The sequence below is a fragment of the Streptomyces sp. NPDC101393 genome (assembly GCF_044767385.1).
Lineage (GTDB): Bacteria > Actinomycetota > Actinomycetes > Streptomycetales > Streptomycetaceae > Streptomyces.
This window is the reverse complement of sequence record NZ_JBIWNU010000003.1, coordinates 19986-34079: the sequence shown is the minus strand read 5'-3', so window position 1 is coordinate 34079 and position 14094 is coordinate 19986. Positions and strand designations below refer to the sequence as shown.

The 14094-nt window shown below is 71.1% G+C and carries 16 protein-coding genes and 1 riboswitch; of the genes, 8 read left to right on the top strand and 8 right to left on the bottom strand.

What is annotated here, in order from left to right; translation table 11 throughout:
* Positions 1-43: 43 nt before the first annotated feature.
* Together ACIRQ7_RS10045 and bioB are read right to left on the bottom strand one after the other, a co-directional pair.
* Positions 44-1348 (bottom strand): adenosylmethionine--8-amino-7-oxononanoate transaminase, encoded by a 1305-nt coding sequence (locus ACIRQ7_RS10045; RefSeq protein WP_404261415.1) that lies wholly within the window; start codon positions 1346-1348, stop codon positions 44-46.
* Entirely contained in the window at positions 1341-2504 is a 1164-nt protein-coding gene (bioB, locus tag ACIRQ7_RS10040) for a biotin synthase BioB (protein ID WP_404261413.1), read from the bottom strand. The genes ACIRQ7_RS10045 and bioB overlap by 8 nt, the downstream gene beginning before the upstream one ends.
* Before the next feature lie 145 nt (positions 2505-2649).
* Between bioB and ACIRQ7_RS10035 the strand changes: the two genes are divergently transcribed.
* On the top strand, positions 2650-3879 hold the full coding sequence (locus ACIRQ7_RS10035; protein WP_404262278.1) for an 8-amino-7-oxononanoate synthase: 1230 nt from the start codon (positions 2650-2652) through the stop codon (positions 3877-3879).
* A 25-nt stretch (positions 3880-3904) separates the two neighbouring features.
* Here ACIRQ7_RS10035 and ACIRQ7_RS10030 read toward each other — a convergent pair whose 3' ends face one another.
* Positions 3905-4795, bottom strand: a complete 891-nt coding sequence (locus ACIRQ7_RS10030; protein WP_404261412.1) for a helix-turn-helix domain-containing protein — start codon at positions 4793-4795, stop codon at positions 3905-3907.
* 273 nt (positions 4796-5068) lie between these two features.
* On the opposite strand from ACIRQ7_RS10030, the gene ACIRQ7_RS10025 reads away from it, so the two are divergent.
* Positions 5069-5497, top strand: a complete 429-nt coding sequence (locus ACIRQ7_RS10025) for an ATP-binding protein (RefSeq protein ID WP_401477106.1) — start codon at positions 5069-5071, stop codon at positions 5495-5497.
* A gap of 9 nt (positions 5498-5506) precedes the next feature.
* Here the strand turns inward: ACIRQ7_RS10025 and ACIRQ7_RS10020 are convergent, their stop codons facing one another.
* The gene (locus ACIRQ7_RS10020; protein WP_404261410.1) at positions 5507-6424 is read right to left on the bottom strand and encodes a LysR family transcriptional regulator; all 918 of its coding nucleotides are present in this window, start codon (positions 6422-6424) and stop codon (positions 5507-5509) included.
* 73 nt (positions 6425-6497) lie between these two features.
* Here ACIRQ7_RS10020 and ACIRQ7_RS10015 point away from each other — a divergent pair, with 73 nt between their 5' ends.
* Complete coding sequence (locus ACIRQ7_RS10015; RefSeq protein ID WP_404261408.1) at positions 6498-7160, top strand: LysE family translocator; 663 nt, start codon at positions 6498-6500, stop codon at positions 7158-7160.
* Positions 7161-7208: 48 nt separating this feature from the next.
* Here the strand turns inward: ACIRQ7_RS10015 and ACIRQ7_RS10010 are convergent, their stop codons facing one another.
* The 3 genes from ACIRQ7_RS10010 to ACIRQ7_RS10000 all read right to left on the bottom strand — a co-directional run bounded on the left by ACIRQ7_RS10010 (position 7209) and on the right by ACIRQ7_RS10000 (position 9112).
* A complete protein-coding gene (locus tag ACIRQ7_RS10010; RefSeq protein ID WP_404261406.1) occupies positions 7209-7682 on the bottom strand; it encodes a C40 family peptidase in 474 nt (157 codons plus the stop codon).
* Positions 7683-7685: 3 nt separating this feature from the next.
* Positions 7686-7851, bottom strand: a riboswitch (cyclic di-AMP (ydaO/yuaA leader).
* Positions 7852-8167: 316 nt separating this feature from the next.
* Positions 8168-8476, bottom strand: a complete 309-nt coding sequence (locus ACIRQ7_RS10005) for a hypothetical protein (protein ID WP_404261404.1) — start codon at positions 8474-8476, stop codon at positions 8168-8170.
* Between the two features lie 6 nt (positions 8477-8482).
* On the bottom strand, positions 8483-9112 hold the full coding sequence (locus ACIRQ7_RS10000) for an ATP-dependent Clp protease proteolytic subunit (RefSeq protein ID WP_404261402.1): 630 nt from the start codon (positions 9110-9112) through the stop codon (positions 8483-8485).
* A gap of 81 nt (positions 9113-9193) precedes the next feature.
* Between ACIRQ7_RS10000 and ACIRQ7_RS09995 the strand changes: the two genes are divergently transcribed.
* The gene (locus ACIRQ7_RS09995) at positions 9194-9508 is read left to right on the top strand and encodes a type II toxin-antitoxin system Phd/YefM family antitoxin (protein WP_404261400.1); all 315 of its coding nucleotides are present in this window, start codon (positions 9194-9196) and stop codon (positions 9506-9508) included.
* A 21-nt stretch (positions 9509-9529) separates the two neighbouring features.
* Here ACIRQ7_RS09995 and ACIRQ7_RS09990 read toward each other — a convergent pair whose 3' ends face one another.
* Entirely contained in the window at positions 9530-10480 is a 951-nt protein-coding gene (locus ACIRQ7_RS09990) for a M28 family metallopeptidase (protein ID WP_404261398.1), read from the bottom strand.
* A gap of 526 nt (positions 10481-11006) precedes the next feature.
* On the opposite strand from ACIRQ7_RS09990, the gene ACIRQ7_RS09985 reads away from it, so the two are divergent.
* The 4 genes from ACIRQ7_RS09985 to ACIRQ7_RS09970 are packed head-to-tail and all read left to right on the top strand — an operon-like array spanning position 11007 to position 14069.
* On the top strand, positions 11007-11309 hold the full coding sequence (locus ACIRQ7_RS09985; RefSeq protein ID WP_401477124.1) for an urease subunit gamma: 303 nt from the start codon (positions 11007-11009) through the stop codon (positions 11307-11309).
* A gap of 17 nt (positions 11310-11326) precedes the next feature.
* On the top strand, positions 11327-11638 hold the full coding sequence (locus tag ACIRQ7_RS09980; RefSeq protein WP_401477127.1) for an urease subunit beta: 312 nt from the start codon (positions 11327-11329) through the stop codon (positions 11636-11638).
* Positions 11631-13352, top strand: a complete 1722-nt coding sequence (locus ACIRQ7_RS09975; RefSeq protein ID WP_404261397.1) for an urease subunit alpha — start codon at positions 11631-11633, stop codon at positions 13350-13352. The genes ACIRQ7_RS09980 and ACIRQ7_RS09975 overlap by 8 nt, the downstream gene beginning before the upstream one ends.
* 42 nt (positions 13353-13394) lie before the next feature.
* Complete coding sequence (locus tag ACIRQ7_RS09970; protein WP_404261396.1) at positions 13395-14069, top strand: urease accessory protein UreF; 675 nt, start codon at positions 13395-13397, stop codon at positions 14067-14069.
* Positions 14070-14094 lie beyond the last annotated feature (25 nt).

Here is a 14094-nt window from a genome sequence, read left to right as displayed (position 1 = left end):
GTGAAAGGGGTGAAAGGGGTGAGGCGGGGGAGGTGGGCCGAGGTCAGCCCGCCTCGGCCGCCGCGCCGACTGCCGCGCAGATCCGGGCCACATCGTCGTCGCCGGTGATGTACGGCGGCATGGTGTAGATCAGGTCCCGGAACGGGCGCAGCCAGACTCCCGCTCGGATCGCGGCGCGGCTCGCCGCGGCCATGTCCACCTCGTGGTCGAGCTGCACGACTCCGATCGCGCCCAGGACGCGGACGTCCCGCACCCCCGGGATGTCCCGGGCCGCGGCCAGACCGTCCCGGAGGCCGGCCTCGATCCGTGCGACCTCCTGCGCCCAGTCGTACGAGAGCAGCAGGCCGATGGAGGCGTCGGCGACGGCGACGGCGAGCGGGTTGCCCATGAACGTCGGGCCGTGGGCCAGCACGGGCACGTCGCCGCGGGAGATGCCGTCCGCGACGGCGGTCGTGCACAGCGTCGCCGCCAGGGTGAGATAGCCGCCGGTCAGGGCCTTGCCGACACACATCACATCCGGTGCGACGGCGGCCTGTTCGGCGGCGAAGAGGGTGCCGGTACGGCCGAAGCCGGTCGCGATCTCGTCGAAGACGAGCAGCACGCCGTGCGCGTCGCAGGCCTCCCGCAGCACCCGGAGATAGCCGGGGGAGTGGAAGGACATCCCGCCCGCGCCCTGCACCACGGGCTCCACGATGACCGCGGCCAGCTCATCGGTGTGCCGGGCGATCAGGTCGCGCAGATGCGCCGCGTACGCCTCGTCGGGCGCGGCGTCGAAGCCGGCCGGCGGTGCGTCGGCGAAGATCTGGCGCGGCAGCGCGCCCTGCCACAGTTCGTGCATTCCGCCGTCGGGGTCGCAGACGGACATCGGCTGCCAGGTGTCGCCGTGATAGCCGCCGCGCCACGTCAACAGCCGTTGCTTGCGGGGCTGTCCGACCGACCGCCAGTACTGGAGGCACATTTTGACGGCGACCTCGACCGACACCGATCCGGAGTCGGCGAGGAAGACGTGCTGCAGCGGCTCGGGGGTGATGTCGACCAGCCGCTTGGCCAGGCGTACGGCGGGCTCGTGGGTGAGCCCGCCGAACATCACATGGCTCATCCGGTCCAACTGGCCGCGTGCGGCGTCGTTGAGAACCGGGTGGTTGTAGCCGTGCACCGCCGACCACCACGACGACATGCCGTCCACCAGCTCGCCCTGGCCCTCGACCGGTTCGGCCAGGCGCAGGCGCACGCCGGACGCCGACTCGACCAGCAGCGGCTCGGACCGGCCGGGCATCGGCCCGTAAGGGTGCCAGACGTGCTGCCGGTCGAGGGCGAGCAGTTCGCGGGGGGTGAGCGGATCAGGCATTGGGCGGGAGGTCGGTGCCGGCGCCGCGGCGGCGTACCGAGACGAGGTTCCGGCGGGCTTCCTCGGTGGGGGCGGGGACGGTGGCGGCGAGCGTTTCGGCCGCACCGGCCGGCTGCCCCGCGTCCGCGTCATCTGCGGCCGCGTCCGCCGCCCTGCGGTGCTGAGGGAGCGTCGTGGTTTCGGCGCCCTCGACCTCGAAGCCGGCGTCCTCGATCATCGCGAGGTCGTCCTTGCCCGCCTGGCCCTCACTGGTCAGATAGTCGCCGAGGAAGATGGAGTTGACCAGGTGCAGGGCGAGAGGCTGCAGGCTGCGCAGGTGCACCTCGCGGCCGCCGGCCAGCCGTACCTCGGAGTCCGGGCAGACGAACCGGACCATCGCCAGGATGCGCAGCGCCCGCTGCGGGTTGAGGTTCCACTCGCCCGCGAGCGGGGTGCCCTCCATGGGGATGAGGAAGTTGACCGGGACGGAGTCGGGGTCCAGGTCGCGCAGCGCGAAGACCACGTCGACGAGGTCCTCGTCCGTCTCGCCCATGCCGGCGATCAGCCCGGAACACGCCGACATGCCTGCCGCCTGGGCCTGCTGGACGGTGGAGACGCGGTCGGCGAAGTCATGGGTGGTGCAGATGTCGCCGTAGGTGGCTTCCGAGGTGTTGAGGTTGTGGTTGTACGCGTCGGCGCCCGCCTCGCGCAGCCGTCCGGCCTGGCCGTCGCTGAGCAGACCGAGGCAGGCGCACACCTCGATGCCCTCGTTCTGCTCCTTGATGGCGGAGATGGTCTGCGAGACGCGGTCGACGTCCTTGTCCGTGGGGCCGCGGCCACTGGCGACCAGGCAGACGCGCTTGGCGCCGCCGGCCACGCCCGCGGCGGCCGCCTTGGAGGCGTCATCGGGCTTGATCCAGGTGTACTTGAGGATCTCGGCCTTGGAGCCCAGCCGCTGGGAGCAGTACGAGCAGTCCTCGGGGCACAGGCCCGACTTCAGGTTGACGAGATAGTTGAGCTTGACCCGCCGCCCGAACCACTGGCGGCGTACCTTCCCGGCCGCGGCCACCACATCGAGCAGTTCGTCGTCGGACGTCGCCAGCACGGCGAGCGCCTCTTCGCGGGTCGGCAACTCACGTCGCAGCCCCTTGTCCACCAGTGTGTTCAGCAGGTCCATGGCGTTGATCCTTGCTTACGCCACCGCCCCCGGCCAAGGAGGATTCCCACAACGACGACGGATCGGGGTGTGTGTATCGCCACACCGTGGCCTGGCGGAACGACCGCTAACGTCTATCGACAGCCAACAATCGAGAAGGATGCCGATGCTGCAGGACTCCGCCCCGCCGCAGGTCCACGACGCCCTGCCGGCACCGCCCGCGCTGCCGGGCCAGGGGGCCCCGCGGGATGTGCGCGGTGCGGCCTTCGACTGGATCGACGCGGCGGGCGCCGAGCGCCGGCGCGCCGGTCTCGTCCGCACCCTGCGGCCCCGTCCCGCGGAGTCCCCGCTGCTGGATCTGGCGAGCAACGACTACCTGGGGCTGGCCCGCCATCCCGAGGTCACGCGGGGCGCGGCACAGGCCGCACACCGCTGGGGCGCCGGCGCGACCGGGTCCCGGCTGGTGACCGGGAGCACCGAGCTGCACGCCCGGCTGGAGCATGAACTCGCCGAATTCTGCGGCTTCGAGGCGGCTCTGGTGCTTTCCTCTGGTTATGCCGCGAACCTCGCGGCCGTCACGGCCCTCACCTCAGACGGCACCCTCATCGTCTCCGACGCCGGCAACCACGCCTCCCTGATCGACGGCTGCCGCCTCTCCCGGGCCCGCACCGCGGTGGTCCCGCACGCCGGTCCGGAAGCCGTACGCACGGCGCTGGCCGGGCACGACGGGCGGGCACTGGCGGTCACCGACTCGGTGTTCTCGGTCGACGGGGATGCCGCGCCGCTGCCCGCCCTCGCCGAGGCCTGCCGGGCGTACGGCGCCGGGCTCGTCGTCGACGACGCGCACGGGCTGGGGGTGCTGGGCGAGGGCGGACGCGGCGCACTGTCGGCCGCCCGGCTCGCCGGCGACGGCGATGTGGTGGCCACCGTGACGCTCTCCAAGTCGCTCGGCTCCCAGGGCGGCGCCGTGCTGGGCCCGGCCCGGGTCATCGAGCATCTGGTCAACACCGCCCGGTCGTTCATCTTCGACACCGGACTCGCGCCGGCGGCCGTCGGTGGCGCGCTCGCGGCGCTCCGGCTGCTGCGCCGCGAACCGCAGCGCGCGGCGCGGGCCGGGGAGGTGGCCAGGGCGCTGCACGGCAGGCTGACGGCGGCGGGCCTGACGGCGGTCCGGCCGGACGCCGCGGTGGTCTCCGTACGCGCTCCGTCCCCGGAGCAGGCGGTGCGCTGGGCCGCCGACTGCCGCGAGGCCTCCCTCCAGGTGGGCTGCTTCCGTCCGCCGTCCGTGCCCGACGGGATCTCCCGGCTGCGGCTCACCGCCCGCGCGGACCTGACGGACGCGCAGATCGACGAGGCCGTCGGCACGATCGTGGCCACGGCGCCCGACCGCCGCTGAAGGGCGGTGCGCCGGCCGGGCGCTCTCATCCGCTGCCGTCGTCCCGCTGGAGGCCCGCGAACCGGGCCAGGACCTCACGCGATTCCGCGTACGGGAGGGCGTCCGCGCGCAGAGTGGCGAAAGCGTCGCCGTACGCCCTGAGTTCTTCTTTCCGTGCGAGATGGAGACTGCTCACCAAATGGTCGAGAACGACCACATCCAGGTCCGGGGTGAGCGGAAAGGAGAGGATGACGAAAGGCCCGGTGATGCCGATATGGGGACCCGCGGAAAACGGCATGATCTGTAAACGGATATGCGGCAGCCGGGACATCTCCAGAAGATGCCGCACCTGGGCGGCCATCACCTCGGGACCGCCCACCGGCCGCCGCAGCACCGCCTCGTCCAGCACCGCCGACACCTCCAGCGGACGGGAGCCCCGCAGCACCGACTGGCGCGCGATCCGCACCTCCACCAGGGCGTCGATCTTTTCCTGCGGCAGCCCGGTCAGCGCGGCGGCGGTGGCCGCACGGGCGTAGTCGGGGGTCTGCAGCAGCCCGGGAACCACCATCGTCTCCAGGGTACGGGCGTGTGCGGCCTCCGCCTCCAGACTGAGGAAATCGCGGTAGGCGGGCGGCAGCAGCTCGCCGTAGGCGTGCCACCACTCCCGGCGGGCCGCTGTGCGGGCGCCGCGTGCGCCGCGCCCGCACAGCGCCGTGAGGAGCGTGCGCAGCGCGTCGTCGGTCACGCCGTACGCGTCGAGTAATCGCTCCGCGTCGGAGGGGCGCAGCCCGCTGCGGCCGGTTTCGATGCGGCTGACCTTCGACTGGTGCCAGCCCATCAGCCGGGCCGCCTCACCGCTGGTGAGCCCGGTGAGGGACCGCAGGCGCCGTAACTCCGCGCCCAATTTGCGGCGGCGCACCGCGATTCCGTTGTGCATACAGCCTCCTGGCGAGGGAAGCCTCGCGCGTGGGTTCCGGCGTCGGTCCTGGTTTCGGATCCGTGCGCTCAAATACGTTCTCGCGTAGCAGAGTTCACCGCTTCGAGCGACAGATTTATATATATCTTGGTGGATCGACCACCACACCGGCAGCTTGGGTGGCACTCTGGCGCAAAGCAGTATTCCGAGGCCGAAACGGTGTCCCGACCGGCATCTCGATTTCCCGGCGGATGCGCCGGAATCGGACCTCGGCGGGAAAGGGACGGCGTCGCGATGGCAGACCACCAGGAATCCTCACTCACACTGCCGAGCGACCCGGCCTCGGTCATCGTCGCGCGAAGACATGTACTGCGAGTGCTCGGCGAATGGGGCCTGCCGGCCGACACCGGGACCGCCGACGCCGTCCGCCTGATCGTCTCCGAACTCGCGACCAACGCCGTCCAGCACACCTTCGGGCAGTCACCGACGTTCACCGTCGACATGCGGCTGGAGCGCGATGAGCAGCTGCGCATCGGCGTCACCGACAGCTGTCCGCGCTGGCCCCAACGGCTGCCGGCCGCGGTTCAGCAGGACAACGGCCGGGGCATGGTCATCATCCGCTTCCTCGCCGCGGAATCCGGCGGGCGGCTCACGGTCGTGCCCACCGCGTCCGGCGGGAAGACCGTGTGGATCGCGATGCCGTGGACCCTCGTGCTGCCCTGAGCGCGCGCGTCACTGCGCGGGGGAGTGCCGGGTGAACGCCCCGTGCAGCAGGGCCCGCAGGGTGTCGGCCGCCGGGGTGCCGCCGCCGGGGCGGTAGGCGATCGAGATCGTACGGTGCAGCTCGGCCCGGTCCAGGTGGCGGATCCCCAGCGGGGTCACCGAGCCGGTGGCCATCATCTCCGGCACCACCGCCACCCCGAGCCCCGCACTCACCAGCGCACACACCACCGCGTAGCTCGGCGATTCACAGCGCACCGCCACGCTCGCCCCGGCCGCCGCCAGCGCCTCCTCCACCTCGCGCCGGTTGGGGTTGGCCGGCGCCATGCTGACCAGCGGCTGCCCGTCGAGTGCGGCCAGCGGCAGCCGCCCGCTCCCCGCCGAGAGGGCGTGCCCGGGGGCCGTCACGAGCACCAGCTCCTCGGTCAGCAGCGGCTCCAGCCGCACCCCGTCCGGGACGGACGACACCTCGCCCGGCACATACGCATGCGTCAGCGCCAGATCCACCTCGCCGAGCGCCACCGCAGCCGTCCCCAGCGGCGGTACGTACTCCGTGACGCTCAGCTCCACATCGGGGTGCGCCCGCCGGAACGAGCTGAGCGCGGGCGGCAGCAGATGCGTCCCGGCGGTCATGAACGTGCCCACCCGCAGCCGGCCACCGGACAGCCCCGTCAGCCGGGACAGCTCGTGCCGGGCGAGATCCAGCTCGTCCAGCACCCGCCGGGCCCGTACGAGCAGCAGCTCCCCGGCCGCGGTCAGCCGCGCGCCCCGGTGGTGGCGCACCAGCAGTGCCGCCCCGGCCTCCCGCTCCAGCTTGGCGAGCTGCTGCGAGAGCGCGGGCGCGGTGTAGCCCAGCCGGGCGGCGGCGCGGGTGATCGACCCGGCCTCCGCCACCGCCACCAGAGCAGCGAGCCGCGTGGGGTCGTACATATAAGAACCTCTTCAGGCAGACCAAGAAGATTGCCAATACCCATTAAAGGCTCCGACCGGCGAAGCTGGCTGCATGGACGGACAGCTGATCGCCTTTTCCGGAGTCGCCGCGGGCATGGTCGCCATGCCGGGCGCGGACTTCGCGGTCGTGGTGCGCAACGCCCTCGACTCGCGCCGGGCGGGGGTGGCCGCCGCGGTCGGCGTCGCGGGCGGACTGCTGGTGCACACGGCGCTCGCGGTGGCCGGGCTCGCGGCCGTCCTCGTCGCCGTACCCGCGCTCTTCGGTGCGGTCCAACTCCTCGGCGGAGGCTACCTGTTGTACCTGGGGTCGCGCGCGCTGATCGCGGCGGCCCGCCGCCCGGCGGCAAGCGGGGACGCCGAGTCCGCCGGGCAGGACGGCGGGGACGCCGCGGTGCCGGCGCACCGCCTCGGCACCGCGGCGAGCCTGCGCCAGGGCTTTTTGGCCAATGCGCTCAACCCCAAGGCGCCGGTGCTCTTCCTCAGCCTGCTCCCGCAGTTCGTTCCCGCGGACCGGCCCGCGCTGCCCCGCACCTTGCTGCTGGCAACGATGGTCGTCGCCATGGCCCTGGTGTGGTTCCCCGCCGTCGCCCTCCTCGTCGACCGGCTGGGCAGCCTGCTGCGTCGCCCCACGGTCGCCCGCGCACTGGAGGCCACGACGGGCGCGCTGCTGACCGTGCTGGGCGGCGTCCTCCTGGTGGAGTTGGCGCTGGCCTGATGACCGGCGCCCGCGCCGTCAGCACCGCACGCCCCGCCGCCCGTACGGTCAGCCGACCCGTCCGTACGACACCGAGCGGCTCCAGATCTTCTCCAGCCGCACCACGGTGCCCGGCTTCGGCGCATGCCAGACCTGGCTGCTGCCCGCGTAGATGCCGACGTGGTAAATGCCCTTGCCCGCATGGAAGAAGACCAGGTCACCGGTTCTGCGGGAGCCGGCCGGCACGTGCCGGGTGCGACGGTACTGACCGGTCGCCGTACGGGGCAGGGCCTTGCCCGCCCGCCGGAACGAATACAGCATCAGCCCCGAACAGTCGAAGCGGCGTGGTCCTATGGCGCCGTACTGGTAGGGGGAGCCCTCTTTGGAGGCGGCGATCCGCAGCGCCTTGGCCGATACGGCTGCCGCGTCGGCGCCCGTGGTCCCTCCTGGGGCGAGTGTGGTGCCCGCGACGGTGGCCAGGGTGAGGGCGGAAACGATGCCGGCTCGTGCCAGCAGATTCGGCACATACATGCGCATGGTCATGCGCGACCCTTCGTCAGCCGCCTGCGAAGGATGACCTGTCGGGTTCGGGCAGGCGAAGATGCCCGGCCTTGCGTACGGCTTCACCCCAAGGAGCCCGTCGGCCGTGGCGGCCGTGGCCCCGTCGTGCTCGGGTCCTCCGCTCCTGCCGATCCATCAGCGTCGACCGGACATCCGGGACGGCGGCAGGATAAGGCGCCCGTCCGGACCGCCCCGTCGCTGTGGCGGGGTCTTGTCGTCGGAGGGATCGTTACGCACCGCGCACCCGAAATCCGAGTTGAAAATGCCCTATGTGAGATTCGCCACATTTGGGCTGATTGGTTACAAACGTCCCTTTTGGGGTAGTTCGAAGGGGGCTTCCGGCCCCGGGACCAGCGGCGAAACATGAAGTGCCGCACGAAGTGCGTGCGCCCAACGCAATTCGCCGCCCCCATATGGCAGGCACGGACGCTACGCCGTACGTGCGGGCCGGACGGGACTGTGTCGCCTCAGATGTCGGGCGGCGCCGGGACCGTCAGCAGGCGGGTGCGGCGTTCACCGCCCAAGACCCGCAGCGCGCGGGTCAGTGTCGCCGCATGCAGTTCACTCTCGCCGCGGTCGTGCATCACGGTCAGCGCATCACGCAGCGCGGTGGCTCTGCCGACCAGGGCCTGGGCGGCCCGCAGGCTGCTGTAGGTGCCGTCGCAACGGGCCGGGTTGATGCGGCCGAGCAGGTCGATCACCTCCAGATAGCGGTCGATGAGATCTCCCTCGGCCCGCGTCAGCGCGGGCAGCGGCGGCAGTTCGGGGGGTAGCATCCGGGCTCACCGCGCGCCGGGCGACGGCTGCTTGCGGGTACGGGTGAGCGCGTCGATCAGGCCGTATTCCTTGGCGGCCGGGGCGTCGAAGATCGTGTCGCGCTCGATGTCGGCCGCGATCCGTTCGCGGGACTGCCCGGTGTGCCGCGCCAGCATCTCTTCCAGCAGGGCGCGGGTGCGCAGCAGTTCGTCCGCCTTGATCTGCAGATCGGTGGCCTGGCCCTGCACCGGTTCGCCGAACGAGGGCTGATGGATGAGGACCCGGGCGCCCGGCAGGGCCAGCCGCTTTCCGGGGGCGCCGGCGGCCAGCAGGACCGCCGCGGCGGAGGCGGCCTGGCCCAGGCAGACGGTCTCGATGTCGCAGGAGACGAAGCGCATCGTGTCGTAGATGGCGGTCATCGCGGTGAACGAGCCGCCGGGAGAGTTGATGTAGAGCGAGATGTCCTGGTCGGGCGCGGCGTGTTCGAGATGCATGAACTGGGCCATCACGTCGTTGGCCGCGGCGTCGTCGACGGGGGTGCCCAGGAAGACGATGCGCTCGCTGAGCAGCTTGGAGTACGGATCCAGGGTGCGGGTGCCGTGGGAGGTGCGCTCGGTGAGCTCCGGAAGGACATGGCGGGCCGTCGGTCGCAGCATGGCTGCTCCTCTTCCTCGGGAAAGCCTCGGCGAATGCTACGTAAAAAATGTACAGGACGTACATCCAGTTAGAATGGCGGCATGGCCTACGAAATTCCGGTGACGCAAGCACGGGCGGAGCTCGCGGATCTGATCAACCGCGTCGTCTACGGCAGTGAGCGGGTGGTCGTCACCCGCCACGGCAAGCCCCTGGTGGCGCTGGTGTCCGCCGCTGACCTGCAATTGCTCGAAGAGCTGGGGCAGCGTGACGCGGAGACGGAGGAGGAGCAGGTGATCAGCACGGTCTCCGCCGTGCGGCAGCTGCCGTCCGCTCCCGGCGAACGGCGGCGCTTCGGCATCGCGGCAGAACACCGCGACCCGGCCGCCGGGGATCGGCGGCCGGGTCGCGAGAGCTGACCTTTCAGTGCGGGGCGGGAGTCAGGAGGACAGCTCCCACAGCGCGTTGGCGATGGCGTCGGTGTTGTTGTCCAGCGCCTTGTCGTCGATGTTCTTCGACGTGTCGCACGACTGGTGGTAGCAGGCGTCGAACGCCTTGCCCGCCTCGCCGCCCCAGGCCTTCGCCTGCTTCTCGGTCTTCTTGTAGTCGGCTCCGGAGAAGAGGCCGCCGACGGGGATGCCGGCGTCCTTGAAGGAGGCGTGGTCGGAGCGGCCGTCGCCCTCGGTCTCGATCTCGGTGGCGATGTCCTTCTTCGCGAACCAGTCCTTGAAGACCTTCTCCAGGCGGGTGTCGTCGTCGTAGACGAAGTAGCCCGGGTTCGGGGAGCCGATCATGTCGAAGTTCAGGTACGAGTCGACCTTCGACTTGTCGGCGCCCAGCTTCTCGACGTAGTTCTGGGAGCCGACCATCCCGTCCTCCTCGTCGCCCCACCAGCCGAACCGCAGGTGCTTGGTGGGCTTGAGGTCCGCCTTGGCGACCGCGAGGGCGACCTCCAGGATGCCGGCGGAGCCGGAACCGTTGTCGTTGATGCCGGGGCCCTCCTGGACCGAGTCCAGGTGTGCGCCCGCCATGACGGTCTTGCTGTCGTCGCCACCGGGCCAGTCGGCGACGAGGTTGTAGCCCTTGGCGCCGCCGCTGTCGAACTCCTGGACCTCGGTGGTGAAACCGGCGGCGTCCAGCTTGCTCTTGATGTAGTCGACGGACGCCTTGTAGCCGGGCTGCCCGTGGGCGCGGTTGCCGCCGTTGTCGTCGGCTATGGACTGGAGCTTGTCGAGGTGCCCCTTGACATTGGCCACGGGGATGTCCGGCGCGGCGAGAGGGGTGGGGGCACTGGTGGCCTGGGCGACCGCGGCGGTGCCCAGCAGGGCGGCGACGGCGGTGCAGGCGCCCGCGGCGAGAACGACGCGGCGGGTACGAACTGAGCGAGTCACGGTGTGGCTCCGATACTGGTGTGGGGGGTTGTGCGGAGCTGATTTGACGCGCACATGAGGATTGCGAGCCTCGTGGGACTCGTCAAGAGCGCATACCGGACAGTCGCGTTCGGGGAGCGGGACATGTCTGGATTGCGGAAAAGGTCTGGTGGGCGGGGGTGCGTCCCGCCGCCGTTCGGAAGCCCGCGCCGTCGTCGGCGCTGTGGAACGCGCCACCAATTTCGTGAGCAATGCGGGGAATCGGGACGCGAATGGCGGCGGGTCCTGCGGTCGCCGCGCCGTGACAGGCGGTTAGTGGACGCCGTGTTACCTCAGGCGTAAGAAGGGCCCGGCGGATGTCCTCGGATGTAACGCAGTCGAAATCCCGCCGAACTAGCCTCCAGGCCCACGGTCGTTGATGGGCAGGTGCTGGAAACCGGTTTGCTCGCCCTTTAATTATTGTGTGATACATCTATCGATACAGGTGCGTCCACGCCTGTGACCTGGGCGAACGTGGCCCAGGCGGGAAGACTGTGAGGTGGAAGGTATGCAACTGACCCCGCATGAGCAGGAACGTCTGATGATTCATGTGGCGGCAGACGTGGCTGAAAAGCGACGGTCCCGAGGGCTCAAGCTGAACCACCCGGAATCCATTGCGCTGCTGACCGTGCACATCCTTGAGGGCGCCCGGGACGGCCGTACGGTCGCCGAGCTCATGTCCTCCGGGCGCAAGGTGCTCACCCGTGACGAGGTCATGGAGGGCATCCCGGAGATGATCCACGACGTCCAGGTCGAGGCCACCTTCCCCGATGGCACCAAGCTCGTCACCGTTCACGAACCCATCAACTGACCGCGGGAGACCAGAAGATGATCCCGGGACAGATCCTCTACGCCGACGAGCCGGTGCGCCTCAACGAAGGCCTCCCCCTCACGCGCATGACGGTCCTGAACGCCGCCGACCGCCCCGTCCAGGTCGGCTCCCACTACCACTTCGCCGAGGCCAACCCCGGCCTCGACTTCGACCGTACGGCCGCGCACGGCAAGCGGCTGAACGTCGCCGCCGGCTCCGCCGTGCGCTTCGAGCCCGGCATCCCCACCGAGGTCGAACTGGTCCCCATCGGGGGCAAGCGGATCGTCGTGGGCCTGCGCGGCGAGACCGGAGGCACCCTCGATGGCTGATCTGACCCGCCAGGCATACGCCGATCTGTTCGGCCCGACCGCGGGCGACCGGATCCGGCTCGCCGACACCGATCTCGTCATCCAGATCGACGAGGACCGTTCGGGCGGACCGGGGCGGGCCGGCGACGAAGCCGTCTTCGGCGGCGGCAAGGTGATCCGCGAATCGATGGGTCAGTCCCGCGCCACCCGCGCCGAGGGCACCCCCGACACCGTGATCACCGGCGCGATCGTGCTCGACCACTGGGGCATCGTCAAGGCCGACGTCGGCATCCGCGACGGCCGTATCACCGCCCTCGGCAAGGCGGGCAACCCCGACACGATGGACGGGGTCCACCCCGACCTCGTCATCGGGCCCGAGACCGAGATCATCGCGGGCAACGGCAAGATCCTCACGGCCGGCGCCATCGACACCCACGTCCACTTCATCTGCCCCCAGCAGGTGGACGAGGCGTTGGCTTCCGGCGTCACCACCCTCGTCGGCGGCGGCACCGGACCCGCCGAGGGCAGCAAGGCCACCACCATCACCCCCGGCGCCTGGCACGTCGCCCGGCTCTTCGAGTCGATGGACTCGCTGCCCGTCAACGTCGGGCTGCTCGGCAAGGGCAACACCATGTCCGTCGCCTCGATGCGTGACCAGCTGCGCTCCGGCATCCTCGGCTTCAAGATCCATGAGGACTGGGGCGCGACCCCGGCCGTCCTGGACGCCTGCCTGAACGTCTGCGAGGAGAGCGGCGCCCAGCTCGCGATCCACACCGACACCCTCAACGAGGCCGGATTCCTCGGCGACACCCTCGCCGCCATCGCCGGACGCTCCCTCCACGCCTTCCACGTCGAAGGCGCCGGCGGCGGCCACGCCCCCGACATGATCGCGATGGTCTCCGAGCCGAACGTGCTGCCCGCGTCCACCAACCCCACGCGGCCGCACACCGTCAACACCGTCGAGGAACACCTCGACATGCTGATGGTCTGCCACCACCTGAACCCCGCCGTCCCCGAGGACCTCGCCTTCGCCGAGTCCCGGATCCGGCCCTCCACCATCGCCGCCGAGGACATCCTGCACGACCTCGGCGCCATCTCGATCATGTCGTCCGACGCCCAGGCCATGGGCCGGATCGGCGAGGTCGTGATGCGCACCTGGCAGACCGCGCATGTGATGAAGCGGCGCCGCGGCACCCTGCCCGGCGACGGCAGCGCCGACAACCACCGGGCGCGCCGCTACGTCGCGAAGTACACCATCAACCCCGCCGTCGCCCAGGGCATCGACCATGTCGTCGGCTCGGTCGAGGACGGCAAGCTCGCCGACCTCGTGCTGTGGGACCCGGCGTTCTTCGGCGTCAAACCGCAGCTGGTGATCAAGGGCGGCCAGATCGCCTACGCGCAGGTGGGCGACGCCAACGCGTCCATTCCCACCCCGCAGCCGGTCCTGCCCCGCCCGATGTTCGGCGCGACCGGCCGGGCGCCGGGCAGCAACTCGCTCAACTTCGTCTCCCAGCAGGCCCTTGAGGACGACCTCCCCGAGCGCCTGCCACTGGCGAAGGCCTTCGAAGCCATCCGCAGCACCCGGGGTGTCACCAAGGCCGACATGCGGGGCAACGACGCCCTGCCGCGCGTGCACGTCGACCCCGACACCTTCACCGTGCGCATCGACGACGAGGTGGTCGAACCCGCCCCCGCCGCCGAACTCCCCATGGCCCAGCGGTACTTCCTCTTCTGATGTGCCGTCGATGAAACCCCCGACGAAGGACACGTACCACCGATGAGCCGCGCAGCGCTGCTCGTCCTCGCCGACGGCCGGTTCCCCGCCGGAGGGCACGCCCACTCGGGCGGCGCCGAACCGGCCGTCACCGCGGGACGCATCAAGGACGCCGCCACCCTGGAGCACTTCTGCCGGGGCCGGCTGCACACCGCAGGCCTGGTCGCCGCCGGTCTCGCCGCCGCGGCCGCCGCCGGCTGCGATCCGCTCCTCCTGGACGACGCCGCCGACGCCCGCACCCCCGTACCCGCCCTGCGGCAGATCGCCCGGCGGCTCGGTCGGCAGATGATGCGGGCCGCCCGTGCCACCTGGCCGGGCGCCGAACTCGACGCGCTCGCCGCGGCCCGCCCGCGCGGCGCCCACCAGCCCGTCGTCCTCGGTCTCGCCGCCAGGTCCGCCGGGCTGCCCCCGCTCGACGCCGCGTACGCCGTGGCCTACGAGAACATCAGCGGCCCGGCCACCGCGGCCGTCCGCCTGCTCAGCCTGGATCCCTTCGACGCCACCGCCGTCCTCGCCCGCCTCGCCGCCGACCTCGACCAAGTCGCCGAAGCGGGCGCCGAGGCCGCCCGACGCGTCGCCACCGAAGGAACGGACGCGCTGCCCGCCGCCTCCGCGCCGCTGCTCGACATCACCGCCGAGCAGCACGCCGCCTGGCCGGTACGCCTCTTCGCGTCCTGACCCCGCCTCCCCGACACCGGACCGC